The sequence below is a fragment of the Kitasatospora sp. NPDC087271 genome, from assembly GCF_044744605.1.
Classification (GTDB): domain Bacteria; phylum Actinomycetota; class Actinomycetes; order Streptomycetales; family Streptomycetaceae; genus Kitasatospora.
The window spans coordinates 35,349-60,678 of sequence record NZ_JBIUYQ010000027.1 but is presented as its reverse complement, the minus strand read 5'-3'; the positions used below and the strand labels follow the sequence as shown (position 1 = coordinate 60,678).

The window sequence follows — 25,330 nt, the reverse complement described above, 5'->3', positions numbered from 1 at the left end:
GGTGACCTCCGGGCACGAACCGGCCGATGGGCCGGCGTCAGTTACCGCTGCCGCATATGCCGCGTGGATGCTCCCGGGAGGTGTCACGAAGAGCAATGCAACAGTTCACCTGCGTGTGCGTCAAGCAGCAGCTGAAGTGCGCCGGTTCGCGCCGCGACGGCCGCGCGCTTCGATCCACCGGGCGAGGGCGGTCAGCAGCAGGCACATGGCGATGTAGATCGGACCGATCACCAGCACCACGGGGATGTAGGGGAAGCCCGCGGCGTTGATCGGCTGGCTGGCGATCGCCTTGCCGACGAACAGCAGCTCGTGGAAGGTGATGACGAAGCCGAGCGAGGTGTCCTTCAGGGTGACGACCAGCTGGCCGATCATCGAGGGCAGCATCGAGCGGATCGCCTGCGGCACCAGGATGCCGGCCATCACCTGGGTCTTGCGCATGCCGAGCGCGTAGGCCGCCTCGGCCTGGCCGCGCGGGACGGCGTTGACGCCGCTGCGGATGATCTCGGCCTGCACCGAGCCGTTGTAGAGGGTGAGGCCGAGCACCAGTGCCCACATCGGCTCCTTCGCGAAGAACGCGTAGTAGAGCGCGACGATCAGGATCAGCAGTGGCATCGCCCGGAAGAACTGGACGAAGCCGACGGCCGCCCAGCGGACCGGCTTGTGGTCGGAGAGCTGCCCGGCGGCGAGCAGGCCGCCCAGGGTGAGCGAGAACAGTGCGGCCAGGCCGAAGGCCTCCAGGGTGGAGAGCAGGCCGTCCACGATGCGCTGCTGGACGGTGTTGTACTGGAACGCGTCCCACATCTGCGGGTCGAACTGGCCGTTGTCGGAGAGCGCGGCGAAGACGTACCAGAGCAGGGCGGCGACGCCGATCAGCGCCAGTACCCCGAACAGCCGGTACCGGGTGCGGGCCCGCGGGCCGGGGGCGTCGTAGAGGACGCTGGCCGTGGGGGTGCGGGTGAAGAGGTTGCTCATCGGGCCACCGCCAGTCGGGATTCCAGGACGCGGAACAGCGTGGCGACCGTGGCACTGATCACCAGGTAGGCGCAGGCCACCCAGAAGAAGATCCCGAAGATCGCGTAGCCGCGTTCGGAGAGGGTCTGCTGCACGCTGTACAGCTCGCTGACGCTGAACGCGCCGGCGATCGCCGAGTTCCTCGGCAGCGCGATGAACACGCTGCTCAGCGGGGCCAGGACGGTCCGGGTGGCCTGCGGCAGGATGACCAGGGTGAGGGTCTGGCCGAAGCTCATGCCGAGGCTGCGGGCCGCCTCGGCCTGGCCGAGCGGCACGGTGTTGATGCCCGAGCGGATCACCTCGCAGACGAACGAGGCGGTGTAGCCGCCGAGCGCCAGCACCGCGAAGGTGAGGTGGCCGAAGTGCACCCCGAGCGGCGGCAGGCCGAAGGTGACGGCGAAGAACAGCAGGGTCAGCGGGGTGTTGCGGAACAGCGTGACCCAGGCGGTGCCGAAGGCCCGCAGGACCGGCACCGGGGAGACCCGGAAGGCCGCCAGCAGGGTGCCCAGCAGCAGGGCGAGCAGGGCGCTGAGCGCGCTCAGCTCGATCGTCTGCAGGAAGCCGTCGCGGAACAACGCGAAGTTGTCCTGCTCGAACAGGAACCCCATCCGGCGGCCCTCCTCTCATCAGATGGTCAGGACGGATGGTCGGGCGTGGACCGGATCAGTAGCGTTCGAGGGCCGGCACGGCCGGCGCGGCGGAGCCGGACGCGCCCAGGGTCGCGTCGTAGGCCTTCTTCCAGTCGCCGTTGTCCTCGTGGGCCTTGAGCGCGTCGCTGATGGCGTTGCGCAGGACCGCGTCGTCCTTGTTGAGACCGACGCCGTAGTTCTCCTTGGTGAACGGCTTGCCGACCACCTTGAGCTTGGGGGCGTACTTGGAGGCGTAGCCCTTGAGGATCGCGTCGTCGGTGGTGACCGCGTCGACCTCGCCGGACAGCAGCTTCTCGACGCAGGCCGAGTAGGTGTCGAACTGCGTGATCTTCGGGTTGTACTGCTGGATGTTCTTGATCGAGGTGGAGCCGGTGGCGGTGCAGATGTTCTTGCCGCCGACGCTCTCCGGGCCGGTGATCGAGGTGTTGTCGGCCTTCACCAGGAAGTCCTGGCCGGCGATGTAGTACGGGCCGGCGAAGGAGACCGTCTTCTTGCGCTCGTCGTTGATGCTGTAGGTGCCGACGTAGAAGTCGATCTGGCCCTTGGCGATGGCCGGCTCGCGCTGCGAGGAGACCAGCGTCTGCCACTTGATCTGCTGCGGGCTGAAGCCGAGGTCGGCGGCGATCATCTTGGCGATCTCGATGTCGAAGCCGCTGCGGTCGCCGCTGGCGACGTCCTCGAAGCCCAGGAACGGCTGGTCGGCCTTGGCGCCGATGATCAGCTGACCGCGCTTCTTCGCCTCGGCGAGGATCGCCGAGTCGATCTTGACGTCGGTCTTGACCGTGTAGGTGGGCAGCGCCGGGGCGTTGCCGCTGCTCGCGGCGGTGGCGCCGGGGGTGCCGTCCTTGCCGCAGGCGGCGGTGGCGGTGAGCGCGACGGCACAGAGCGCGACGGCGAGGGTGCGACGAGTCCTCATGAGGGTTGTTCTCCTGGGAGCTGGGCCACGGCTAACCGGGCTCTGGCGTCTGGAAGGTGCGTGCGCGGGCAGGGCCGCCCGGCGTCCTTGCCGGCGGCGGCCCCGCGTGGTCTCGAAGCGTCAGTGGTGGAGGATCTTCGAGAGGAAGTCCTTGGCACGGTCGGAACGCGGCGCGGTGAAGAAGGCGTCCGGGGTGTTCTGCTCGACGATCCGGCCGTCGGCCATGAACAGCACGCGGTTGGCGGCGGAGCGGGCGAAACCCATCTCGTGGGTGACCACGACCATCGTCATGCCGTCGGCGGCCAGCTGGCGCATGACCTCCAGCACCTCGTTGACCATCTCCGGGTCGAGGGCCGAGGTGGGCTCGTCGAAGAGCATCACCTTGGGCTTCATCGCCAGCGCCCGGGCGATCGCCACGCGCTGCTGCTGGCCGCCGGAGAGCTGGGCGGGGAACTTGTCCGCCTGCGCGCCGACGCCGACCCGCTCCAGCAGTTCGCGGGCGGTCTTCTCGGCCTGCGCCCGGGCGATCCCGCGCACCTTGACCTGGCCGATGACGACGTTCTCCAGCACCGTCTTGTGCGCGAACAGGTTGAAGCTCTGGAACACCATGCCGACCTCGGCGCGCAGCCGGGCCAGCTCCTTGCCCTCGGCGGGCAGCGGGCGGCCGTCGATGGTGATCGTGCCGGAGTCGATGGTCTCCAGCCGGTTGATCGTCCGGCAGAGCGTCGACTTGCCGGAGCCGGACGGCCCGATCAGGACCACGACCTCGCCCTGGACGATCTTCAGGTCGATGTCCTGGAGGACGTGCAGCGCTCCGTAGTGCTTGTTCACGCTGCTCAGCACGACCAGGGGGGCGGCTGCAGGGGTGGAGTCCTCGACCGGATTCTCGGCCATCGCGCCTGCTCCCTCGTGTCGGCCCGTGAAAGTCTGAACTCCCTTGGGCGGCAATGGTGGTACGAAATCCGGGAGCCGCGACCGGCGGAGCCGCAGCCCCCGGTGGGCCGACCATAGGAGTGATGACGACGTGCCGTCAGCCGATCTGAGCGGAACTTGAGGATCACGAAACGGCCACACGCTGCTCGCGGGCCGTTCGCCGGGTCGCCAACGGGGCATGTGAGAGCGGGCGTCCGCGCCGGCGTGCCCCGCCCCGCGGCAGCCGTCGGGCGACCGAGCCTGGCGCCGGGCCGCCCACTGGCTCATACTGCGCAGGACCGGGGCCCGACCGGGCGGTCCCGGTGATCAGGTGGGGGAAGGAGGAGAACAGGATGCGACTGCTGCTCGTCGAGGACGACGAACGCGTGGCCGCCGCGCTGGTCGCGGTACTGGGCCGGCACGGCTTCCAGGTCCGGCACGCCCGCAGCGGGCACGAGGCGCTGGACGCCCTGGTGCCGGACGGGAACGACCCGTACCGGGTGGTGCTGCTCGACCTCGGGCTGCCCGACCGCGACGGCTTCGAGGTGTGCAGCCGGATCAGGGCCGGCAGCGGCGTTCCGGTGATCATGGTCACCGCCCGCGCCGACATCCGCTCCCGGATCCACGGCCTCAACCTGGGCGCCGACGACTACGTCACCAAGCCCTACGACATGGGCGAGCTGCTCGCCCGCATCCACGCGGTGGCCCGCCGCGGCGCCGCCCCCGCCTCGGTGGCGGTGCCCGCGCCCGACGCCGTCCCGCAGCAGCGCGGCCCGCTGGAGTCCCGCGGCATCCGGATCGACCGGGAGCGCCGCCGGGTCAGCGTGGACGGCCGGGACGTGCCGCTCACCCGCAAGGAGTTCGACCTGCTCGCCCTGCTCGCCCAGAGCCCCGGCGTGGTCTACCGGCGCGAGCAGATCTTCAGCGAGGTCTGGCGCAGCGGCTGGGAGGGCAACGGGCGCACCCTGGAGGTGCACATCGGCTCGCTGCGCAACAAGCTCGCGCTGCCCGGCCTGGTCGAGGCCGTCCGCGGCGTCGGCTACCGCCTGATCCCGGAGTCCCCGGCGCCCGCCGCGGACCCGGCCCCGCCCGCCCCCGCGGAGCGCTGACCGCACGTGCGCACCCGCCTGCTCGGCATCCTGATCGCCCTCATGCTCTGCGTCCTGGCCGCCCTGGGGCTGCCGCTCGCGGCGGCGGTCGCGGCGGCCGAGCAGAGCAAGGTGGTCGTCGACCGGCTCGACGACGCCGCCCGCTTCGCCCAGGACCTGCCCACCTCCGGCCCCTCGGCGGTGGAGTCCGCGCTCAAGGGCGACCCGGAGCCCGCCCCCGGCGACGTCAGCCGCCGGCACGCGATCGACGCCGAGGTCCGCCGCTACCACGACCTGTACGGCGTGCGGCTGGGCATCTTCCAGCGCGACGGCGTGCCGATCGCCGCCGCCCCCGCCGACTGGCGGGTGCCCCCCGGCGGCTGGGGCGCGCAGGCCTTCCAGGAGGCGCTGGACGGGCGGCGCAGCCACAACCCGCCCCAGGTCTGGCCGTGGACCGACGACCGCACCCTGACCGTCGCCACCCCGGTGGTGCGCGACGGCGACGTGGTCGCGGTGGTGCTCAGCGAGTCCCCCACCGGGGCGCTGCGCACCCGGATCCTGCACAGCTGGCTGGTGATCGGCACCGGCGAGGCCGCCGCGATGATCGTCGCGGTGCTGCTGGCCGGTCGGCTCACCGAGTGGGTGCTGCGCCCGGTCCGCACCCTCGACCGGGCCACCCACGACATCGCCACCGGCCGGATGGCCGCCCGGGTCGCGCCCGGCGGCGGCCCGCCCGAGCTGCAGCGGCTGGCCCGCTCGTTCAACGAGATGGCCGACCACGTGGTGCTCGCCATGGACCAGCAGAAGGCCTTCGTCGCGGACGCCTCGCACCAGCTGCGCAACCCGCTGGCGGCCCTGCTGCTGCGGGTCGAGGTGCTCGGCCTGGAACTGCCCGAGGGGCACGAGGAGGAGCTCGGCGGCGTCCGGGAGGAGGGCGTCCGGCTGGCCCGGGTGCTGGACGACCTGCTGGGCCTGGCCACCGCCGAGCACGCCCGCCCCGAACCCGAGCAGACCGATCTCGCCGCGCTCACCCTGGCCCGGGTCGACGCCTGGCGGCCGGTCGCCGAGCAGCGCGGGATCGAGCTGCGCTGGGAGGGCCCGGCGCTCGCCGTCGGCATGGCGGACCCGATCGGCTTCGGCTCCGCCCTGGACGCCGTGCTGGACAACGCGCTCAAGTTCGGCCCGGTCGGCAGCGGGGTGCGGCTGAAGGTCTCGGTGCGCCGGGACGAGGTCGCGGTGACCGTCACGGACGCCGGGCCCGGCCTCGCCGAGGACGAGCTGCCCCGCGCCGGGGACCGCTTCTGGCGCAGCCCGCGGCACCAGAACGTGGACGGCTCCGGGCTCGGCCTGTCGATCGCCCGCACCCTGCTGGCGGCGGGCGGCGGTTCGCTCGCCTTCGCCCCGGTCCAGCCGACCGGGCTCGCGGTGACGCTGGCGGTGCCGCGGCCGGAGAAGCGGTAGCCCGTACGGGCCCACGGCGCCCGTGCGGTGTCAGGGCTTCCGGGCTTCAGGACCTCACCTTCAGGGCTCCACTTTCAGGGGTCCACCTTCAGGGCTTCACCGAGCGGTAGTAGCGGGCCGCGCCCTCGTGCAGCGGGAGCGGGTCGGTGTAGACGGCGGTGCGCAGGTCGACCAGCTGGGCGGCGTGCACCTGAGCGCCGATCTGGTCGCGGCTGTCGATCACCGCCCGGGTCATGCCCTCGACCAGGCCCGGGTCCACGTCGTCCCGGGTGATCAGCAGGTTGGGCACGGCCACGGTGGCGACGGCGTCCTTGGGGTCGGCGTTCGGGTAGGTGCCCTTGGGCATGGTGGCCGCCCGGTAGGCGTCGGTGCCGCCGCCTTCCATCTTGTGGATGGCCCCGGCGAGTTCCCCCAGCGGCACGACCCGCATCCGCATGTGGTCGGACAGGTCGGTGAGGGCGCTGGTCGGCAGCCCGCCGGACCAGAAGAAGGCGTCGAGCTTGTTCTCCCGCAGCTGGTCGGCGGCGTCGCCGACGCCCGCCGACACCGGGACGATGTCGTGGTCCGGGTCCAGGCCGGCCGCGGCCAGCAGCCGCCTGGTCACCAGGTTCACCCCGGACTGCGGCAGGCCCACGCCGACCCGCAGCCCCTTGAGGTCGGCCGTGCGGTGCACCGTCGAGGAGGACGGGACGATCAGCTGGAGGTAGTCGTCGTACAGCCGTGCGATCGCCCGCAGCCGGTCCTTGCCCGGGCCCTGGTAGTCGGCGACGGCGTCGGCGGTGGCGATCGCGAAGTCGTCCTGGCCGCTGGTCACCCGGGCCAGGTTGTCGATCGAGCCCTCGGTGTTGTCCAGGGCCAGCCGCACCCCCGGCATGGCCTTGGCGACGTGGGCCTCCAGCAGCTGCCCGTACCGGTCGTAGACACCGCGCTGCACGCCGGTCGCGAAGCGCGTCTCGCCGCGCGGGTAGCCGGGCGAGCGGCCCGCCGACAGCCACCAGCCGCCCAGCCCCGCGACCAGCAGCACCAGCACCAGCACCGTCCGCCACAGCGGGCTGCGGGCCGCGGTGCGGACGGCGGCGCCGAGACGGGACGGGGTGGTGGGGGTCATGCAGGGATACTGCCAGGCGCTCCGCCGGAACGGGAGGGGAAACGGTGGGGGAAAAGCGCTTCGCGGCTGCCCGTACCCTGGTCTGGTGAGCGGTGAGAGCGGATTGAAGAGCTACAAGGTCGTCACGTACGGCTGCCAGATGAACGTCCACGACTCCGAGCGGCTGTCCGGCCTGCTGGAGGACGCGGGTTACGTCAAGGCGGGGCAGGACGGCGACCCGGACCTGGTGGTGTTCAACACCTGCGCGGTGCGGGAGAACGCCGACAACAAGCTGTACGGCAACCTCGGGCAGCTGGCGCCGGTCAAGAGCCGCCACAAGGGCATGCAGATCGCCGTCGGCGGCTGCCTCGCCCAGAAGGACCGCGACACCATCGTCCGCAAGGCCCCCTGGGTCGACGTGGTGTTCGGCACCCACAACATCGGCCACCTGCCGGCGCTGCTGGAGCGGGCCGCGGTCGAGCGCAAGGCCCAGGTCGAGATCCTGGAGTCGCTGGAGACCTTCCCCTCCACCCTGCCGACCCGCCGCGAGTCCGCGTACGCCGCGTGGGTCGCCATCTCCGTCGGCTGCAACAACACCTGCACCTTCTGCATCGTCCCCGCGCTGCGCGGCAAGGAGGAGGACCGCCGCCCCGGCGACGTCCTCGCCGAGATCGAGGCGCTGGTGGACGAGGGCGTCATCGAGGTGACCCTGCTCGGCCAGAACGTCAACGCCTACGGCTCCGACCTGGGCGACCGCGAGGCCTTCTCCAAGCTGCTGCGCGCCGCCGGCCAGATCGAGGGCCTGGAGCGGATCCGCTTCACCTCGCCGCACCCGCGCGACTTCACCGACGACGTGATCGCCGCGATGGCCGAGACGCCGAACGTGATGCACCAGCTGCACATGCCGCTGCAGTCCGGCTCCGACACCGTCCTCAAGGCGATGCGCCGCTCCTACCGCCAGGAGCGCTTCCTCGGGATCATCCGGAAGGTCCGCGAGGCGATGCCGGACGCGGCCATCTCCACCGACATCATCGTGGGCTTCCCCGGCGAGACCGAGGAGGACTTCGAGCAGACGATGCACACCGTCCGCGAGGCCCGCTTCACCAACGCCTTCACCTTCCAGTACTCCAAGCGCCCCGGCACCCCGGCCGCCGAGATGGCGGACCAGGTGCCGAAGGCCGTCGTGCAGGCCCGCTACGACCGGCTGATCGCCCTCCAGGAGGAGATCTCCTGGGAGGAGAACAAGAAGCAGGTCGGCCGCACCCTGGAGATCCTGGTCGCCGAGGGCGAGGGCAAGAAGGACGACAAGACCGACCGGCTCTCCGGCCGCGCCCCCGACAACCGGCTGGTGCACTTCACCAGGCCGACGGAGCCGGTGCGCCCGGGCGACCTGGTGACCGTCGAGATCACCTACGCCGCCCCGCACCACCTGCTCGCCGAGGGCCCGTCGCTCGCGGTGCGCCGCACCCGGGCCGGTGACGCCTGGGAGAAGCGCCAGGCCAAGCCCGCGGCCAAGCCGGCCGGGGTGATGCTCGGCCTGCCGGGCATCGGTGCCCCGGCCGCGCTGCCCCTGGCCGCTCCGGCGGGCGGGGCCTGCTGCGGCGACTGACGGCCCGCTGCTCGAACGGGGCCCGCTGCTCGAACGGCGGCCCGCTCCTCCACCGGCGGCCCGGCGGGACTTCGAGTCCGGCCGGGCCGCCGTCGCCGTTTGGCTAGAGTGATCCGCATGCTGGTAGCCGCCGCCGTGTGCCCCTGTCCGCCGCTGCTCGTCCCCGAGGTCGCCGCCGGGGCGGCCGCCGAACTGGACCCGCTGCGGGCCGCCTGCGACGAGGCCCTCGCGGCGCTGGTCGCGGCCGGACCGCAGCTGGTCGTGGTGGTCGGTGCCGGCCCGGAGGCCGAGGTGTGGACCGAGGGCGGGGCCGGGTCCTTCCACCGCTACGGGGTGCCGCTGGTCGCCAAGCTGCCCGGCGGCCGGGTCGAGGGGCCGGAGCTGGCGCCCTCGCTGACGGTCGGCGCCTGGCTGCTGGAGCGTGCCGGGGTGACGCTGCCGACGCACGCCTGCGCGGTGCCCGCCGACGCGCCCGCCGACCGGATGCTCGGGCTCGGCCAGGGCCTGGCCCAGCTGGCCGACCGGGTCGGTCTGCTGGTGGTGGGCGACGGCAGCGCCTGCCGCTCGGTGAAGGCGCCCGGCTACCTGGACGAGCGCGCCGAGGGCTTCGACGCCGCCCTGGCCGCCGCGCTGGGCTCAGCCGACCTGCCCGCGCTCGCCGCTTTGGACGCCGGGCTGGCCGCCGAGCTCAAGGCCGAGGGCCGGGCGCCCTGGCAGGTGCTGGCCGGCGCCGCGGAGGGCGCCGGCCTCACCGCGCGGCTCGGCTACCAGGACGCCCCGTACGGGGTCGGCTACGTCGTGGCGTCCTGGAGCTGATCGGAGCGCGGGGCGTCAGGCCCGCGGCGCCTGGCCGTTGCCGCCGGCCGGCCCCTCCTCGCCCGGCTTCGGCTTGTGGGCGAAGTCGTCCACCGCGCCCTTGGCCTTGCTGGCGCCGTGCTCGATCTTCTCGCTGTACTTGCCCTTGGTCGCCTTGTCGATCGCGCCGCCGGCCTTGTCCACCGCGTGCTCGATCTGCTCGCTGTGCTTGCCGGCGAGCTCACTGGCCTTGCCCTTGAGCTCTTCGGCCTTGCCCTTGAGGTTGTCCATCAGACCCATGGCGATCTCACCCTTTCGTCCCTGTCTCCTGCCCAACGTCCGTCACCGCCGAACCGTTCGCAAACCGGCTCAACTGCGGAAACGGCGGAGATGGCCGGAGACGGCTGGACACAGTCACATCGTCGCGCAGTCGGGGTCGACGGGCAGCCCGGTCACGGGTGCGGCGGCGGTTTTGCGAGACTGGAGCGGTGAGCAGCTCCCGTACCGACCAGTCCCGCGCCGCCCAGCCCCGAGTGGTCTGCATCGCCGGCGCGACCGCCGCCGGCAAGTCCGACCTGGCCGTCGCCATCGCCCGCAGCCTCGGCGGCGAGGTGATCAACACCGACTCGATGCAGCTGTACCGGGGCATGGACATCGGCACCGCCAAGCTCACCCCCGCCGAGCGCGGCGGCGTGCCGCACCACCTGCTGGACGTCTGGGACGTCACCGAGGCCGCCAGCGTCGCCGAGTACCAGCGGCTGGCCCGCGCCGAGATCGACCGGCTGCTCGCGGCCGGGCGCACGCCCGTCCTGGTCGGCGGCTCCGGGCTGTACGTCCGGGCGGCGATCGACGAGATGGAGTTCCCCGGCACCGATCCGGCGGTCCGGGCCCGGTTGGAGGCCGAGCTGGAGGAGGCCGGCCCGCTCGCGCTGCACCGGCGGCTGGCCGAGCTGGACCCGGCGGCCGCGGAGGCGATCCTGACCGGCAACGGGCGGCGGATCGTCCGCGCGCTGGAGGTCATCGAGATCACCGGGCAGCCGTTCACCGCGAACCTGCCCGGCAACACCGCCGTCTACGACGCGGTGCAGATCGGGGTCGCGGTGCCGCGCCCCGAACTGGACGAGCGGATCACGCTGCGGGTCGACCTGATGTGGCGGGCCGGACTGCTGGACGAGGTGCGCGCGCTGGAGCGGGTCGGGCTGCGGGAGGGGCGGACGGCCTCCCGGGCGCTCGGCTACCAGCAGGTGCTGGACCACTTCGCCGGCGAGTGCACCGAGGACGAGGCACGGGCCGAGACCGTCCGGGCCACCAAGCGCTTCGCCCGCCGTCAGGAGTCCTGGTTCCGCCGCGACGGCCGGATCCACTGGCTGTCCCGGCCGGCCGGCACCGACCCCGTCGAGCTGCTGGAACGCTCCCTGGAGCTGATCGACCGTCAGGAGCGTCCGGCCGGGTAGGCGGGTTCCGGCCAATCCGGCGGTGCACCTGCGCGCGCAGGTGGCCGTGCAGGACGAACCGGCGGTCACGGCCCGATCACGTGATGGCCACGGATCACCCGTCGACGCCGGTCAGGCCCGGAACGCCCGTCTGGACATGCCATCATCGAAGGCGTAGGGGTCGGCCGCGCGGGCCGACCGTGCCCGACCGCGAGTCCGCTCGTGTCGAACTGTCAGGGGAGGCCGCGTGTCGACGGGTACCGGCCCCGAACCCGGCCAGAGCGGGAGCGTCACCGCACCGGTCGACGAGTCGACGATGGGTGACCTCCCCGTGCTGACCGGCCTGGAGGCGCCCACCTCCTACGCGGTCGCACTGCCGGCCCTGGACACCCGCACCCCGGCCGGCGCGGTGCACGAGCGGGAGATCCGACCGCTGCGCCGGCTCCGCTGGTGGCAGACCCTGCCGATCGCCCTGCTGGGCATCCTCGGCTCGCTGATGTTCGCCTTCCCGCTCGCCTTCGGCTCGGCCGGCGCGCGCGCCACCATGGTCGGCATGCTCGGGCTGCTGCTCACCGCCGCCTCGGTCGGCTGGGGGGCGATGGCCGCCCGGCACGCCGGGTACAAGTGGCCGGGCCTGCCGCGCCGCGGCTCCGGGCAGCGGGCCGGCTGGAAGGCGATCGCGCTCTACACCCTGATCGCGCTGGTGGCCTGTGCGCTGGCCGTCTGGCGGGTCGCCTACCTGCGCTGATCCGTCGGCTGCCGGTGTCGGCCCCCCTGCTGTCCGCGCCGATCCACCGGCTGGACCGCCCGGGTGGCCGGTGCGCCCGTTCAGTACCATCGGGAGGGTGAGCGCATCCTCCCCGCAGCCGGTCGGCGTCCCCTTCTTCAAGGGGCACGGCACCCAGAACGACTTCGTCATCGTCCCGGACCCGGACGGCGCGCTGGAGATCGGCCCCGCGGCCGTCGCCGCGCTGTGCGACCGGAGGGCCGGCATCGGCGGGGACGGGCTGCTGCGCGTGGTGCGCTCCGCCGCCGAGCCGGCCGCCGCGGACCAGGCCGACCGGGCCGAGTGGTTCATGGACTACCGCAACTCCGACGGCAGCATCGCCGAGATGTGCGGCAACGGCGTGCGGGTCTTCGCCCGCTACCTGGTCGAGGCCGGCCTGGCCGAGCCCGGCGAGTTCGCGGTCGCCACCCGCGCCGGGGTGCGGACGGTGCGGGTCGCCGAGGACGCCGGGGACGGGACGCCCGGCGAGGTCACCGTCGACATGGGCCGGGCCCGGCTGCCCGGGCCGGACGGCGTCGAGGTCGCGGTCGGCGCGCGGCGCTGGCCCGCGCTGAACGTCAACATGGGCAATCCGCACGCGGTGGCCTTCGTGGACAGCCTCGACCACGCCGGGGACCTGCTGTCCGCGCCGCTGACCAGCCCCGAAGGGGCCTACCCGGAGGGCGTGAACGTCGAGTTCGTGGTGGACCGCGGGCCGCGGCACGTCGCCATGCGGGTGTACGAGCGCGGCTCCGGCGAGACCCGCTCCTGCGGGACCGGCACCTGCGCCGTCGCGGTGGCCGCCATCCGCCGGGACGGCGTCGACCCGGCGGTCACCGGCGAGCCGGCCACCTACACCGTGGACGTGCCGGGCGGCCGACTGGTCATCACCGAGCACCCGGACGGCCGGATCGAGAAGACCGGCCCGGCGGTCATCGTGGCCGCCGGCGAGATCGACGCCCGCTGGTGGGCCGAACTGGGGCGGGTCTGACACGCCTGGGGCGCGGCTCGGACAGCTGACGGCCCGGTTTGCCCATTTCGCGCGGTGGTGAATCCGCCCGTTCGAGTGACGCGTGTCGCGGACGGGAAGCAAGGCATCGCGGAACGTGCTCTGCTCGGTAGCATGGACCACCGGGAAGGCGCCCCTCGGCGGGGTGGCGGCCGGTGATCGCTGCCGGAGGTGCGCCGATGACCATCGAAGCCGGGCAGTCCCTGACGGGGCAGCCGACGTCCGCACGGCAAGCCGGGGCCAGGCGGCCCCTGGGGGAGCTCGGCCGGGCCGCGCTCGGCCGGGCCGGGCGGGCCGCCCTGCTGGCCACCGGCCGGCCGCCCGTCCCGGACGCCCTCGAACCGCTCGTCCGAGTCCACCGCGAGCACCATCCGCAGGCCGACCTCGGCCTGCTCGCCCGGGCCTACCGGCTCGCCGAGGCCAGCCACCGGGGCCAGAAGCGCAAGAGCGGCGGGCCGTACATCACCCACCCGCTCGCCGTCACCATGATCCTGGCCCAACTCGGCGCCGGGACAACCACCTTGGTCGCCTCGCTGCTCCACGACACCGTCGAGGACACCGAATTGACGCTCGATCAGGTGAGCGCCGGCTTCGGGCCCGAAGTCGCCTACCTGGTCGACGGGGTGACGAAACTGGAGAAGGTCGACTTCGGCGCCGCCGCCGAGGCCGAGACCTTCCGCAAGATGCTGGTCGCCACCGGCGACGACGTCCGGGTGATGGTGATCAAGCTCGCCGACCGGCTGCACAACATGCGCACCATCCGGCACATGAAACCGGCCAGCCAGGTGCGGATCGCCAAGGTCACCCGGGACGTGCTGATCCCGCTGGCCGAACGGCTCGGCATCCAGGTGCTCAAGGCGGAGCTGGAGGACATCGTCTTCGCCACCCTGCACCCCGAGGAGCACGCCCGCACCCGGGCCCTGATGGCCGGTCACGAGGGCGAGCCGGACACCCTGCTGGCCCCCTTCGCCCGGCTGCTGGCCCGCCAGCTGTCCGAGACCGGGGTGGCCGCCGAGGTCACCGTCCGGCCCCGGCACTGCGTGTCGCTGCACCGGGTGCTGCTCAAGCGGGCCGCCGCGCCCGGCCCGGACGGGCGGCCGCAGGGGCCGCAGCCCGCCGACTTCGGGCGGCTGCTGGTGGTCGTCGAGGAGAACGCCGACTGCTACGCCGTGCTCGGCGAGCTGCACACCTGCTGGACGCCGCTGCCCGGCGAGTTCAAGGACTTCGTCGCCGCCCCCAAGTTCAACCTCTACCAGTCGCTGCACACCGCCGTGGCGCTCAGCGGCGGCACGGTCGTCGAGGTGCTGGTGCGCACCCGGCGGATGCACGAGGTCGCCGAGACCGGGGTGGTCGCGCTCGGCGACCCGGAGCCGGCCGGCGCCGTCCAGGACGCCGACGAACTCGACCGCACCGACCCGGCCCGGCCCGGCTGGCTCAGCCGGTTGCTGGAGTGGCAGCAGGAGACGCCCGACCCGGACGCCTTCTGGTCCGCGCTCACCGCCGACCTGGCCGGCGACCGCGAGATCACCGTCGTGACGGAGAGCGGCGAAACGCTTCAGCTGAGGGCCGGCGCCACCTGCGTGGACGCCGCCTACCTGCTCGGCGAGGAGACCGGCCACCGGTGCATCGGAGCCCGGGTCAACGGCCGGCTCACCGCGCTCTCCACCGTCCTGCAGGACGGCGACCTGCTCGCCGTGCTCACCGAGGCCGTGCCCACCGGAACCGTGCTCACCGAGGACGGGCCGCGCCCCGCCGAACCCTCCGGGCCCGCGCCCGAGTGGCTCGCGCACGCCCGGACCCCGGCCGCCCGGCTGGCCATCGAACGCTGGCTCGCCGACCACCCGGCCCGGCTCCCGGCGGTGCGCACCGGCCCCTCCAGCGGCCAGCCCGCCCCGCCCGCGCACCGCACCACCGAGCGCCGGCCGGCCCCGGTCGCGGTGGCCGGCCGGCCCGGGGCGCCGGTCCGGCTGGCCCGCTGCTGCACGCCCGTGCCGCCGGACGAGGTGGCCGGCTACCCGATCCGCGGCGGAGCCGTCGCCGTGCACCGCACCGGCTGCCCGGCCGGGGAGCGGATGCGCGCGGCCGGGCGCGCCGAGCTGGAGGTCCGCTGGCGGCCGGAGGGCACCCCGGCGGCCGGCCACCGGGCCACCCTGCGGGCCGAGGCGCTCAACCGGCCCCGGCTGCTCGCCGACCTCACCGCGGCCATCTCCGCCGAGGACGTCGGCATCGTCTCGGCCGAGGTCGAACCGCCGCAGGAGCTGCGGGTCCGGCACACCTACACCGTCGAACTGCCCGAGCCGGCCGCGCTGCCCGCGCTGATGCGGGCGATGCTCAAGGTCTCCGGGGTGTACGACGTCAGCCGGCCGCAGGCCCCGGACACCGGCGGGGCCCGCCACCCCGGGGAAAATGGGGATGACCGGTCCGCGCCGGGCGTGGGACCATCATGGGGAATTCACGGCCGGTCCACGGCGTTCTCAGGGCACAGGAGCCCCGATGGCACCCGAGGACCTGAGGGGTAGCTCACCTCGCCCGGCGGTAACCGGGGCGGCAGCTGGGCAGACTCCGGGTGGGACCGCACAGGGCGGTCCCCACAGGCCATCCGCACCAGCGACCAAAGGACAGAATGACCTCCACGTCCGACACCCGCGACCACGCCGACGCCCCGCGCCGCCTGAACGGTCTGCGGGCGGAAGCCCTCATGGACGAGGACCTCGCGGCCATCGACGAGGACCGCGGCCACCACTACGACGGCGACCAGTACGACCGCAGCGAGCGTGCCGCCCTGCGCCGCGTCGCCGGCCTCTCCACCGAACTCGAAGACGTCACCGAGGTCGAGTACCGCCAGCTCCGCCTGGAGCGCGTGGTGCTCGTCGGCGTCTGGACGGACGGCACCCTGGAGGAGGCGGAGAACTCGATGGCCGAGCTCGCCGCCCTCGCCGAGACGGCCGGCTCCCAGGTGCTGGACGGCGTGATCCAGCGCCGCGACAAGCCCGACGCGGCCACCTACATCGGCTCCGGCAAGGCGAAGGAACTGCGCGACATCGTGGCGGCCACCGGCGCCGACACCGTGGTCTGCGACGGTGAGCTCACCCCCGGCCAGCTGATCCACCTGGAGGACGTGGTCAAGGTCAAGGTCGTCGACCGGACGGCCCTGATCCTGGACATCTTCGCCCAGCACGCCAAGTCCCGGGAGGGCAAGGCGCAGGTCTCGCTCGCGCAGATGCAGTACATGCTGCCGCGCCTGCGCGGCTGGGGTCAGTCGCTGTCCCGGCAGATGGGTGGTGGCGGCTCCGGCTCGTCCGGCGGCGGCATGGCGACCCGTGGTCCCGGTGAGACCAAGATCGAGACCGACCGGCGCCGGATCCGCGAGAAGATGGCGAAGCTCCGCCGCGAGATCGCCGAGATGAAGAAGGGCCGCGACACCAAGCGCCAGGAGCGCAAGCGCCACCAGGTGCCGTCGGTGGCCATCGCCGGGTACACCAACGCCGGCAAGTCGTCCCTGCTCAACCGGCTCACCGGGGCGGGCGTCCTGGTGGAGAACTCCCTGTTCGCCACCCTGGACCCGACCGTGCGCCGGGCCCAGACCCCGAGCGGGCGGCTCTACACCCTGGCCGACACCGTCGGCTTCGTCCGGCACCTGCCGCACCACCTGGTCGAGGCCTTCCGCTCGACCATGGAGGAGGTCGCCGACGCGGACCTCATCCTGCACGTGGTCGACGGCTCGCACCCCGAGCCGGAGACGCAGCTGGCCGCCGTCCGCGAGGTCATCGTCTCGGTCGACGCGCAGAACGTGCCGGAGATCGTGGTGATCAACAAGGCGGACGCCGCCGACCCGCACGTGCTGCAGCGCCTGCTGCGCCGCGAGCCGCACGCCATCGTGGTGTCGGCCCGCAGCGGCGAGGGCATCGAGGAGCTGCTGAAGCTCATCGACGACGAGCTGCCGCGCCCGGCGATCGAGGTGCGGGCCCTGGTGCCCTACACCCAGGGCGGGCTGGTCTCCCGGGTGCACGCGGAGGGCGAGCTGCTCGGCACCGAGCACACCGGCGAGGGCACGCTGCTGCACGCCAAGGTGCCGGCCGAGCTGGCCGCCGAGCTGGAGCGCTACGCGGTGGCGCTGCAGGTCTGAGGCGACGGGCCGACGAAGGGCCCCCGGACGCGAGCGTGATGCCGTTGGGCATCGCGCGAGCGTGCGGGGGCCCTTCGCGTGCGCGAGCGTGCGGGGGCCGTGCGCGAGCGTGCGGGGGCTTGTCCGGGCGTGCGGGCGTGCGGGCGTGCGGGCTACTTCACGTTCTTGGCGAAGTAGTCGAAGGCCTGCTTCGCCTGGTCCTGGAGCGAGGGGCCGGCCAGGTACCCGGGCGGGTTGCGGCTGCCGATCGCGGTGACGCTGATCAGGTTGGGCTTGCCGTCCTTGGTGATGAACCAGCCGCCGCCGCTGGAGCCGCCGGTCACGGTGCAGCCGGTGACGTACATCGGCGGGCGGCTCCGGTCGGGGGAGAGCCTGGCCGGCGGGACCGGGGACTCGCAGCGGGAGAGTTCCAGGCCGTCGGACGGCCGATCGGTCGGGTAGCCGTACGCGGCCGCCGAGCCGATCTGCTCGCGCGGGGCGTTGAACCAGACCGGGACCGAGCCGCCGACCGCCTCCTCCAGCGACGCGCCGGAGCCGTCCTCGCCGCGCACCCGGATGATCCCGTAGTCGTACTGGTGGTGGGCGCCGACGCCGTCCTCCCCGAGCCAGGTCGGCGACACCAGCGCGCGCACCGCCACCCACCGGCCGTACGGCGCGGCCTGCTGCTCGGTGAGCGGTTTGCCGCGGGCCGCCCGGCCGTCCCGGTTGAAACCGGGCACGAAGGTGATGTTCCGCAGCCAGCCGCCGCCCTTGCCGTCGTGCAGGCAGTGCGCGGCGGTGTAGACGAGGTTGCTGCGGCCCGGGTTGGCCGGGTCGGAGACCACCGTCGCGGAGCAGGCCGCGTCGCCCTGGGGCGTGGTGACGAAGAGCCGGCCGACCACGGCGGTGGCCGGGCCGTACGGGTGCGGCTGCGGCGTGGCCGCGACGGCCGCGGGCGGGGCGTCCGGCCGGCCGCCGTCCGGTGCGGCGGTGAGCGGGTACTCCGGGGTGGGCCGGCCCTTGGCGGCGGCCATCCGGGTGGTCGACCAGAAGCCCGGGGCCACCTCGTTGGCGAAGCCGCTGCCGGAGACGAACCGGGCCCAGTCCTCCACCTTCCAGCCCGTCAGGTCGCCCAGGCTGGTGGGCGCCGAGGTGGGGAGGGCGGGCGGCGGCGCGGCCGCCGCGGCGCCGGAGTCGTCCGGCCCGCAGGCGGTCGCGGCGAGCGCGAGCACGGCGAGCACCGCGGCGCCGGTCGGTCCGGATCGGCGCCGCGGTCCGCGGCCGGTGTGCTTCGGCATGCTGCATCGTCCCCCGGGGGCGGCCTCCGCCGCCCGTACGGCTTGGTCCGGTCCGGCCGGAAAGGGCTTACGGCTTCTTGGAGATCCAGTCCAGCGCCTGCTTGGCGACCGTCTCCAGGTACGGGCCGCTCAGCGAGGTGTGGTCCTCGGTGCCGATGGACGTGTTGCTGACCAGGGCGGTCTTCCCGTCCGGCATGGTGGCGAACCAGCCGCCGCCGCTGGAGCCCTGGGTCATGTTGCAGCCGATGGTGAGCATCGACGGGCGCTTGGCGTCGAACGACAGCCGGGTCGGCTTGCCGCCGTCGCACCTGTACAGCTCCTGGCCGTCGAACGGCTTGTAGAGCGGGTAGCCGACCGCCGCGACGGACACCTTGTCGCGCGGGGCGTCGAACCAGACCGGGACGGCCGAACCGACCGTCTCCTCCAGCGACTTGCCGGAGTCGTTCTGGTTGTGCACCCGCATGACGGCGAAGTCGTACTGGTTCGCGGCGTCACCGGTGCCGCCGCCCTCGACCATCCACTGCGGCGAGGTGGTGACCAGGTCGGCCCACCAGGTGCCCAGCGGGGCCAGTTCGGACAGCGGGGCCTTCTTGCCGCCGCTGGAGGCGCCCGAGTTGTTGTAGGCGGGCACGAAGACCAGGTCCTTGAAGAAGTCGCCGCCCTTGCCCGCGTGCACGCAGTGGCCGGCCGTCCAGACCAGATTGCTCCTGCCCGGGTGCTGCGGGTCGGTGATCACCGTCGCCGAGCAGTTGCCCCGGCCGCCCTGGGCACTGAAGAACACCTTCCCGGACGGCTGCTTGGTGTACGGGCGGGGCACCGGCACGGCCTTGACCACCGGCGGGTCCGGGTCCGTCACGCCGTTGTCGGCGGCCGGCTTGGCGGTGGGCGGGGCCGGATCGGCGGGCTTGGAGTCGCCCATCTTGTCCGGGTTCCAGAAGTCCTTCACCACCGGGTTGTTGAAGACGTGCTTGGACGCCCACGAGTCCCAGTCCTCGAACTTCCATTTCTTCAGGTCGTCCCAGGACTTCGGCAGGCCCTCCAGCAGACTGGTCGGGATGCCCGACGGGAGGGTGATCCCGCCGATCACGCCGCCCCCCGGGGCAGCGGTGCTGGACGCGGGCGGCGGCGCGGCGCTGCCGCCCCCGTCGCCCGCCGGGCCGTCCGGCCCGCAGGCGCTCGCCGCGAGCAGCGTCCCCGTGACGAGGGCGACGGCCATGGCTGACCGGTGGATCGATGGCATGTGTGCGCTTCCCCCTGTGCTCGATCGGGCTGTCGTGCGGCGACTCGCCGCTGTGGAGTCTTCCACCGGTCACCAGGACGGCGGCGGCCACCCCCCGGGTTGCGGCCCCGACCGGAGGTCACCGATCCGTGACGTGGCCGCCGACGGTCCGTCGGCCCAGCAGGGCCCCGCGCGCCGGACGCGGACAATCCCCGATCTTCACCCGGACGAGTGAGTCAACCTTGTGATCACCCGTCAGGGATAGGTAACCCTTACCTGACGCGACGGTGCGAGCGCCCGCCGATCCTCTCCACCACCCGTGCGTCCGCACCCCCACGCGCCCCAAGGAGCAGCCTTGAGCACCGCCCTCACCGGAGCCCCGCCCGCCCCGCTGCTGCCCGCGGACCGGCCGGCCGAGCCCGATCCGCTGCTGCACCCGGACCCCGCCGTCGCCGCCGAACAGGCCGCACTGGAAGCCCTGCTGCGCTGCTGGACGCGCGAGACCGGCGCCCGCCCCGGCCCCGACGGCCGGCTGCGGATCGCCGTCCTCGGCGGCGCCGCCCGGCTCTCCGCCCCCGTCCGCTACTGGTCGCCCGGCGGCTGGCACCGGTTCGGCCCCGCCGTCCTCTCCGCCGGGGAGGGCACCGCCGACGCCCCCGTGGACGCCGTCACCACCGCCGCGCTGCTCGCCGCCGCGGCCGCCGACCGCCCCGACCCCGGGCAGGTCGCCGACCTCGCCGCCCGGGTCGCCGACTCGGTCGTCCGCACCGCCGACATCCTCGCCCACCGCCGCACCACCGCCCCCGCCGGCGGCCCGGAACGCTCGCACTTCCTCGCCGCCGAACAGTCCCTGCTGCTCGGCCACCCGCTGCACCCCACCCCGAAGAGCCGCGACGGCCTCGGCCCGGCCCAGAGCGCCGCCTACTCGCCCGAACTGCACGGCTCCTTCCAACTCCACTGGTACGCGGTCCACCGCGACCTGCTCGCCGCCGGCTCCGCCCTCGCCGAGAGCGCCGACCGGATCACCGCGGACCTGCTCGGGGACCATGCCGCCCTGCCGCCCGGCACCGCCGCCCTGCCGCTGCACCCCTGGCAGGCCCGCGAACTCGCCCACCGCCCGGCCGTCGCCGCCCTGCTCGCCGACGGGCTGCTGCACGACCTCGGCCCGGCCGGCGAACCCTGGCACCCCACCTCCTCGGTGCGCACCGTCTACCGCCCCGGCACCCCCTGGATGCTCAAGCTCTCGCTCGGCCTGCGGATCACCAACTCCCGCCGGGAGAACCTGCGCAAGGAACTCCACCGCGGCCTGGAGGTGCACCGGCTGCTGGAGAGCGGCCTGGCCGCCGAATGGCACCGCGCCCACCCCGGCTTCGACATCGTCCGCGACCCGGCCTGGATCGGCGTCGACCACCCCGCCCTCGGTGACCCGGGCGGCCTGGACACCGTGCTGCGCGCCCAGCCCTTCGCCCCCGCCGACCGCGCGCTGTGCGTCGCCGGGCTGGTCGCCGAACAGCCGCTCGGCACCGGCGACACCGTGCCGTCCCGGCTCGGCGACACCCTGCGGGCGCTCGCCGTCCGCTGCGGCCGTCCGCTGCGGACCGTCGCCGCCGAATGGTTCCTGCGCTACCTGGACGCCGTCGTGCTGCCCGTCCTCTGGCTGGACGGCACGGCCGGCATCGCCCTGGAGGCGCACCAGCAGAACAGCCTCGTCCTGCTCGACGCCGACGGCTGGCCCAGCGGCGGCCGCTACCGCGACAACCAGGGCTACTACTACCGGGAGAGCGCCGCCGACCGGCTCACCGCGCGGCTGCCCGGGCTCGGCGAGCACAGCGACACCTTCCTGCCCGACGAGGTGATCGACCACCACTTCGCCTACTACCTCGGCATCAACCACGTCCTCGGCCTGGTCGGCGCCTTCGGCAGCCAGGGGCTCGCCGACGAGACCGTGCTGCTGGCCGGGCTGCGCCGCTTCCTGGCCGGCCCGCGGGCCGCCGCCACCGGCTCGGCGCTGCCCGGGCTGCTGCTCGACGCGCCCACCCTGCCGTGCAAGGCCAACCTGCTCACCCGGATCAACGGCCTGGACGAACTGGTCGGCCCGGTCGCCACCCAGTCCGTCTACGTGGACATCCCCAACCCGCTGGCGGGCGCATGAGCCTGCTCGACGACCCGCCGGGATGGGGCGCGATCCCCACCCCGGCCGGCGAGTTCCGGCTCAGCCCGGTCCGGCTGCCCGCCGACCTGGACCTGCTCGCCGGGTGGATGAACGACCCCGAGATCGCCGCGTTCTGGCAGCTCGCCGGGTCGCCCGACGCCACCGAACGGCACCTCCGGGCCCAACTCGACGGCGACGGCCGCAGCGTGCCCTGCCTCGGCCTGCTCGACGGGGCCCCGACGAGCTACTGGGAGGTCTACCGCGCCGACCTCGACCCGCTCGCCCGGCACTACCCGGCCCGGCCGCACGACACCGGCGTCCACCTCCTGCTCGGCCCCGCCGAGAGCCGCGGCCGGGGCCTCGGCGCCGTCCTGCTGGCCGCCCTCGCCGAGCGGATCCTGCGGCAACGGCCCCGCTGCGAACGGGTCGTCGCCGAACCGGACGTCCGCAACCGACGCTCCGTCCGGGCCTTCGAACGGGCCGGATTCCGGCTGGACACCGAACTCGACCTGCCCGACAAGCGCGCCGCCCTGATGGTCCGTGCCCGCGTCCCCTTCGTCGCCTAGGACACCCCCGTGGACACCCCAGCACCCCAGCCGCCGTACGACCTGCTCGGCGTCGGCATCGGCCCCTTCAACCTCTCGCTCGCCGCGCTCGCCGCGCCCGTCCCCGGCCTGCGCACGCTCTTCTGCGACCAGCGCCCGGAGTTCCGCTGGCACCCCGGCATGCTGGTGGACGGGGCCCGGATGCAGGTGCCGTTCCTCGCCGACCTGGTCTCCCTCGTCGACCCGACCAACCCGTGGTCCTTCCTCAACTACCTGCGCGACCAGGACCGGCTCTTCCCGTTCTACTTCGCCGAGCGCTTCCAACTGCCCCGCCGCGAGTACGACCACTACTGCCGGTGGGCCGCCGAACGGCTCGCCAACTGCCGCTTCGGCACCGAGGTCACCGCCCTGCACTGGGAAGCCCCGCACTTCCGGGCCGAGCTGACCGACACCGCGACCGGGCGGCGGACCGAGGTGCACGCCCGCAACCTCGCCCTCGGCGTCGGCACCCGGCCCGTCCTGCCCGAGGCCTTCACCGCCCTCGACGGTCACCCGCGCGCCTTCCACTCCGCCGACTACCTGGACCGCCGCGGCGACCTCGCCGGCGCCCGGGACATCACCGTGGTCGGCAGCGGGCAGTCCGGCGCCGAGGTCTTCCTCGACCTGCTCCGCCGCCACGACGGCGACGGCGTCCGGCTGCGCTGGCTCACCCGGACCAGGGCGCTCGCGCCGATGGAGTACTCCAAGCTCGGCCTGGAGCACTTCACCCCCGACTACACCCGCTACTTCCACAGCCTGCCCGAACCCGTCCGGGACACCCTGGTCGCCGCCCAGTGGCAACTCCACAAGGCCGCCAGCGCCGAAACCCTCGCCGAGATCCACGACCACCTCTACGAACGCACCATCGGCCGCCCGATCGACACCGCCCCGGTCGACATCACCCCCGGCACCGCCGTCACCGAAGCCCGCCCCGGCCCCTGCGGCGGCCTCGAACTGCACTGCCGGCACGGCGACTCCGGCGCCGAACACGTCCTGCGCACCGACGCCGTGGTGCTCGCCACCGGCTACCGGGCCGCCCGGCCGGCCGCGCTCGAACCGCTCGCCCGGCTGATCGACTGGGACCGGGGCGGGCGCTACCGGGTCGACCTCGACCACCGGGTCGCCACCCGGCCCGAACTCACCGGCGGCCTCTACGTCCAGAACGCCGAACTGCACACCCACGGCGTCGGCGTCCCCGACCTGGGACTCGGCGCCCACCGGGCCGCCGTGATCCTCAACGCCGTCACCGGCCGGACCGTCCACCGGCTGCCCGCCCGCACCGCCTGGACCGGCTTCGCGCCGCCCGGGACCGTCCCCGCCGCGGGCACCGCCGCTGTCGCCGCTGCCGCCGAGGGCACCCCCACCGAGAGCACCCCCACCGTCCCCCGTCCCCAGGAGCTGACCCGTGCCGCAACCGTCGGCCGCTGAACCGCCGTTGTACCTGCCCCCGCACCTGACCGCCGGGCACTGGCGGCGGGCCGGGCGCGCCCTGCTGGCCAAGATGCTCGGCGAGTTCGCCTACGAGGAACTGCTCACGCCCGTCCGCGCCGCCGCCGACGGCGAGTATCTGCTCTGGCTGCCCGAGGCCGAGTACCGCTTCACCGCCCGCCGCGGCGCGTACGGAAGCTGGCGGGTCGACCCGGAGTCGGTCCGCTGCTCCGACCCGGACGGCCTCGACCCGCTGCGCTTCCTCCCGCACGCCCGGCACGCCCTCGGCCTGCGCGGCGAGACCACCGGCCACCTGATCCGCGAACTCACCGCCACCCTGACCGCCGACGCGCACCAGCTCGCCACCGCGCTCACCGCCGCCGAACTCGCCGACCTCGACCACCCCGCCCTGGAGGGCCGCCAGGACGGCCACCCCTGGATCGTCCCCAACAAGGGCCGGATCGGCTTCTCCGCCACCGACGCCGCCCGCTGGGCCCCGGAGGCCCGCACCCCGCGCCCGCTGCCCTGGATCGCCGTCCACCGCCGGCTCGCCGAGTACCGCGGCGTGCCCGGCCTGGAGCGGCCCGAGCAGCTGTACGCCCGCGAACTCGACGACCCGGACGCGCTGCGCGCCGCCCTCGGCCCGGCCGCCGACGACTACCTGCTGCTGCCCGTCCACCCCTGGCAGTGGGACGAGACGATCGTCCCGTTGTTCGCGCCCTGGATCGCCTCCGGCGAGATCGTCCCGCTGCCCTCCGACGGCGACCCACGGCTGCCCCAGCAGTCCATCCGCTCCTTCTTCAACACCGCCCACCCCGAGCGCTGCACCGTCAAACTGCCGCTGTCCGTCCTCAACACCCTGGTCTGGCGCGGCCTGCCCACCGAACGCACCCTCGCCGCGCCCGCCGTCACCGCCTGGATCCACGGCCTGCGCGACGCCGACCCGTACCTGCGCGACGAGTGCCGGGTGATCCTGCTCGGCGAGATCGCCTCCGTCACCGTCGACCACCCGCTCTACCGCGAGCTGCCCGAGGCGCCCTACCAGTACAAGGAACTCCTCGGCGCGATCTGGCGCGAACCCCTCGGCCCCTTCCTGGCCGGCGGCGAACGCGCCCGCACCCTGGCCGCCCTGCTGCAGACCGGCTCCGACGGCCGGGCGCTCGCCGCCGAACTGATCGCCCGCTCCGGGCTCACCCCCGCCGCCTGGACCGGCCGGCTGTTCGGCGCGGTGCTGCCGCCGCTGCTGCACTTCCTCTACCGGTACGGGCTGGTCTTCTCCCCGCACGGCGAGAACGCCATCGTCGTCTTCGACGAGCACGACGCGCCGACCCGGCTCGCGGTCAAGGACTTCGTCGACGACGTCAACCTCAGCGACCAGGACCTGCCCGAACTGCGCGACCTGCCCGCCGAGGTCGACGACGTCCTGCTGCGGGACGGCCCGCAGGGGCTCTGCCAGTTCCTCCACTCCGGGCTGTTCATCGGCGTCCTGCGCTACCTCGCCCCGCTGCTGGAGGCGCAGACCGGGCTGCCCGAGGCCGAGTTCTGGGCCCTGCTGCGGGCCGAGATCCGCCGCTACCAGGACCGCTTCCCCGGCCTGGGCGAGCGCTTCGAGCTGTTCGACCTGTTCCGGCCGCGGATCGACCGGCTCTGCCTCAACCGCAACCGGCTGCTGCTCGACGGATACCAGGACCGCCCGCACCGCCCGCACGCCGCCCGGTACGGGACCGTCCCCAACGCCCTGGTGACCCTGGAGGCGGATCTTCCCGGGCGACGGAGCCGGATTGTCACCCCCGCCCCGTAGGCTGGG

21 protein-coding genes are annotated in these 25,330 nt (G+C 73.8%); 13 read left to right on the top strand and 8 right to left on the bottom strand.

Annotated features, from left to right (window positions below; translation table 11 throughout):
• Nucleotides 1-120: 120 nt before the first annotated feature.
• The 4 genes from ACIO9K_RS32125 to ACIO9K_RS32110 all read right to left on the bottom strand — a co-directional run bounded on the left by ACIO9K_RS32125 (nucleotide 121) and on the right by ACIO9K_RS32110 (nucleotide 3,471).
• Nucleotides 121-972, bottom strand: a complete 852-nt coding sequence (locus ACIO9K_RS32125) for an amino acid ABC transporter permease (RefSeq protein WP_363623180.1) — start codon at nucleotides 970-972, stop codon at nucleotides 121-123.
• On the bottom strand, nucleotides 969-1,619 hold the full coding sequence (locus tag ACIO9K_RS32120) for an amino acid ABC transporter permease (RefSeq protein ID WP_363623182.1): 651 nt from the start codon (nucleotides 1,617-1,619) through the stop codon (nucleotides 969-971). The genes ACIO9K_RS32125 and ACIO9K_RS32120 overlap by 4 nt, the downstream gene beginning before the upstream one ends.
• Before the next feature lie 55 nt (nucleotides 1,620-1,674).
• Nucleotides 1,675-2,577: a glutamate ABC transporter substrate-binding protein gene (locus tag ACIO9K_RS32115; RefSeq protein WP_363623184.1), complete on the bottom strand. Its 903-nt coding sequence runs from the start codon at nucleotides 2,575-2,577 to the stop codon at nucleotides 1,675-1,677.
• A gap of 120 nt (nucleotides 2,578-2,697) precedes the next feature.
• Nucleotides 2,698-3,471, bottom strand: a complete 774-nt coding sequence (locus tag ACIO9K_RS32110; protein WP_363584583.1) for an amino acid ABC transporter ATP-binding protein — start codon at nucleotides 3,469-3,471, stop codon at nucleotides 2,698-2,700.
• A 371-nt stretch (nucleotides 3,472-3,842) separates the two neighbouring features.
• Here ACIO9K_RS32110 and ACIO9K_RS32105 point away from each other — a divergent pair, with 371 nt between their 5' ends.
• Both ACIO9K_RS32105 and ACIO9K_RS32100 read left to right on the top strand, forming a co-directional pair.
• Nucleotides 3,843-4,598 (top strand): response regulator transcription factor, encoded by a 756-nt coding sequence (locus ACIO9K_RS32105; RefSeq protein ID WP_350880177.1) that lies wholly within the window; start codon nucleotides 3,843-3,845, stop codon nucleotides 4,596-4,598.
• A gap of 6 nt (nucleotides 4,599-4,604) precedes the next feature.
• The gene (locus ACIO9K_RS32100; protein ID WP_363623186.1) at nucleotides 4,605-6,038 is read left to right on the top strand and encodes a HAMP domain-containing sensor histidine kinase; all 1,434 of its coding nucleotides are present in this window, start codon (nucleotides 4,605-4,607) and stop codon (nucleotides 6,036-6,038) included.
• Nucleotides 6,039-6,126: 88 nt separating this feature from the next.
• Here ACIO9K_RS32100 and ACIO9K_RS32095 read toward each other — a convergent pair whose 3' ends face one another.
• Nucleotides 6,127-7,146 carry a TAXI family TRAP transporter solute-binding subunit gene (locus ACIO9K_RS32095; RefSeq protein WP_400335095.1) on the bottom strand — a complete coding sequence of 340 codons (1,020 nt, stop codon included), beginning with the start codon at nucleotides 7,144-7,146 and terminating at the stop codon, nucleotides 6,127-6,129.
• 85 nt (nucleotides 7,147-7,231) lie between these two features.
• Here ACIO9K_RS32095 and miaB point away from each other — a divergent pair, with 85 nt between their 5' ends.
• Entirely contained in the window at nucleotides 7,232-8,734 is a 1,503-nt protein-coding gene (gene miaB, locus ACIO9K_RS32090) for a tRNA (N6-isopentenyl adenosine(37)-C2)-methylthiotransferase MiaB (protein WP_363584577.1), read from the top strand.
• Between the two features lie 117 nt (nucleotides 8,735-8,851).
• Complete coding sequence (locus tag ACIO9K_RS32085; RefSeq protein WP_063349332.1) at nucleotides 8,852-9,550, top strand: class III extradiol dioxygenase subunit B-like domain-containing protein; 699 nt, start codon at nucleotides 8,852-8,854, stop codon at nucleotides 9,548-9,550.
• Between the two features lie 15 nt (nucleotides 9,551-9,565).
• Here ACIO9K_RS32085 and ACIO9K_RS32080 read toward each other — a convergent pair whose 3' ends face one another.
• Nucleotides 9,566-9,829 (bottom strand): antitoxin, encoded by a 264-nt coding sequence (locus tag ACIO9K_RS32080; RefSeq protein ID WP_363584573.1) that lies wholly within the window; start codon nucleotides 9,827-9,829, stop codon nucleotides 9,566-9,568.
• A 188-nt stretch (nucleotides 9,830-10,017) separates the two neighbouring features.
• Between ACIO9K_RS32080 and miaA the strand changes: the two genes are divergently transcribed.
• The 5 genes from miaA to hflX all read left to right on the top strand — a co-directional run bounded on the left by miaA (nucleotide 10,018) and on the right by hflX (nucleotide 16,863).
• The gene (gene miaA, locus ACIO9K_RS32075; protein ID WP_400335092.1) at nucleotides 10,018-10,983 is read left to right on the top strand and encodes a tRNA (adenosine(37)-N6)-dimethylallyltransferase MiaA; all 966 of its coding nucleotides are present in this window, start codon (nucleotides 10,018-10,020) and stop codon (nucleotides 10,981-10,983) included.
• Between the two features lie 226 nt (nucleotides 10,984-11,209).
• Entirely contained in the window at nucleotides 11,210-11,710 is a 501-nt protein-coding gene (locus ACIO9K_RS32070; protein ID WP_363623192.1) for a hypothetical protein, read from the top strand.
• A 97-nt stretch (nucleotides 11,711-11,807) separates the two neighbouring features.
• Complete coding sequence (dapF, locus tag ACIO9K_RS32065; protein ID WP_363584569.1) at nucleotides 11,808-12,719, top strand: diaminopimelate epimerase; 912 nt, start codon at nucleotides 11,808-11,810, stop codon at nucleotides 12,717-12,719.
• 197 nt (nucleotides 12,720-12,916) lie between these two features.
• Complete coding sequence (locus tag ACIO9K_RS32060) at nucleotides 12,917-15,256, top strand: HD domain-containing protein (protein WP_363623194.1); 2,340 nt, start codon at nucleotides 12,917-12,919, stop codon at nucleotides 15,254-15,256.
• A 104-nt stretch (nucleotides 15,257-15,360) separates the two neighbouring features.
• Nucleotides 15,361-16,863 (top strand): GTPase HflX, encoded by a 1,503-nt coding sequence (hflX, locus tag ACIO9K_RS32055; protein WP_363623196.1) that lies wholly within the window; start codon nucleotides 15,361-15,363, stop codon nucleotides 16,861-16,863.
• A 152-nt stretch (nucleotides 16,864-17,015) separates the two neighbouring features.
• Here the strand turns inward: hflX and ACIO9K_RS32050 are convergent, their stop codons facing one another.
• Together ACIO9K_RS32050 and ACIO9K_RS32045 are read right to left on the bottom strand one after the other, a co-directional pair.
• Nucleotides 17,016-18,140 (bottom strand): trypsin-like serine peptidase, encoded by a 1,125-nt coding sequence (locus tag ACIO9K_RS32050; protein ID WP_400335089.1) that lies wholly within the window; start codon nucleotides 18,138-18,140, stop codon nucleotides 17,016-17,018.
• A gap of 67 nt (nucleotides 18,141-18,207) precedes the next feature.
• Entirely contained in the window at nucleotides 18,208-19,380 is a 1,173-nt protein-coding gene (locus tag ACIO9K_RS32045; protein WP_363630352.1) for a hypothetical protein, read from the bottom strand.
• Nucleotides 19,381-19,714: 334 nt separating this feature from the next.
• On the opposite strand from ACIO9K_RS32045, the gene ACIO9K_RS32040 reads away from it, so the two are divergent.
• From ACIO9K_RS32040 to ACIO9K_RS32025, 4 genes are read left to right on the top strand one after another with little or no spacing between them, the layout of a single operon-like run.
• Nucleotides 19,715-21,511: an IucA/IucC family protein gene (locus tag ACIO9K_RS32040; protein ID WP_400335087.1), complete on the top strand. Its 1,797-nt coding sequence runs from the start codon at nucleotides 19,715-19,717 to the stop codon at nucleotides 21,509-21,511.
• Entirely contained in the window at nucleotides 21,508-22,077 is a 570-nt protein-coding gene (locus ACIO9K_RS32035; RefSeq protein ID WP_400335085.1) for a GNAT family N-acetyltransferase, read from the top strand. The genes ACIO9K_RS32040 and ACIO9K_RS32035 overlap by 4 nt, the downstream gene beginning before the upstream one ends.
• A 9-nt stretch (nucleotides 22,078-22,086) precedes the next feature.
• Complete coding sequence (locus ACIO9K_RS32030) at nucleotides 22,087-23,523, top strand: lysine N(6)-hydroxylase/L-ornithine N(5)-oxygenase family protein (RefSeq protein ID WP_400335083.1); 1,437 nt, start codon at nucleotides 22,087-22,089, stop codon at nucleotides 23,521-23,523.
• A complete protein-coding gene (locus ACIO9K_RS32025; protein ID WP_400335081.1) occupies nucleotides 23,501-25,324 on the top strand; it encodes an IucA/IucC family protein in 1,824 nt (607 codons plus the stop codon). Before ACIO9K_RS32030 ends, ACIO9K_RS32025 begins: the two co-directional genes overlap by 23 nt.
• Nucleotides 25,325-25,330: the final 6 nt, after the last annotated feature.

Bases quoted from the DNA above. Each gene is read 5' to 3' on its own strand.
- ACIO9K_RS32085 (WP_063349332.1), top strand. From the start codon at position 8,852: ATGCTGGTAGCCGCCGCCGTGTGCCCCTGTCCGCCGCTGCTCGTCCCC.
- ACIO9K_RS32105 (WP_350880177.1), top strand. From the start codon at position 3,843: ATGCGACTGCTGCTCGTCGAGGACGACGAACGCGTGGCCGCCGCGCTG.
- ACIO9K_RS32125 (WP_363623180.1), bottom strand. From the start codon at position 972: ATGAGCAACCTCTTCACCCGCACCCCCACGGCCAGCGTCCTCTACGAC.
- ACIO9K_RS32080 (WP_363584573.1), bottom strand. From the start codon at position 9,829: ATGGGTCTGATGGACAACCTCAAGGGCAAGGCCGAAGAGCTCAAGGGC.
- ACIO9K_RS32050 (WP_400335089.1), bottom strand. From the start codon at position 18,140: ATGCCGAAGCACACCGGCCGCGGACCGCGGCGCCGATCCGGACCGACC.
- ACIO9K_RS32035 (WP_400335085.1), top strand. From the start codon at position 21,508: ATGAGCCTGCTCGACGACCCGCCGGGATGGGGCGCGATCCCCACCCCG.
- ACIO9K_RS32120 (WP_363623182.1), bottom strand. From the start codon at position 1,619: ATGGGGTTCCTGTTCGAGCAGGACAACTTCGCGTTGTTCCGCGACGGC.
- ACIO9K_RS32095 (WP_400335095.1), bottom strand. From the start codon at position 7,146: ATGACCCCCACCACCCCGTCCCGTCTCGGCGCCGCCGTCCGCACCGCG.
- ACIO9K_RS32060 (WP_363623194.1), top strand. From the start codon at position 12,917: ATGACCATCGAAGCCGGGCAGTCCCTGACGGGGCAGCCGACGTCCGCA.
- ACIO9K_RS32045 (WP_363630352.1), bottom strand. From the start codon at position 19,380: ATGCCATCGATCCACCGGTCAGCCATGGCCGTCGCCCTCGTCACGGGG.
- hflX (WP_363623196.1), top strand. From the start codon at position 15,361: ATGACCTCCACGTCCGACACCCGCGACCACGCCGACGCCCCGCGCCGC.
- ACIO9K_RS32115 (WP_363623184.1), bottom strand. From the start codon at position 2,577: ATGAGGACTCGTCGCACCCTCGCCGTCGCGCTCTGTGCCGTCGCGCTC.
- ACIO9K_RS32110 (WP_363584583.1), bottom strand. From the start codon at position 3,471: ATGGCCGAGAATCCGGTCGAGGACTCCACCCCTGCAGCCGCCCCCCTG.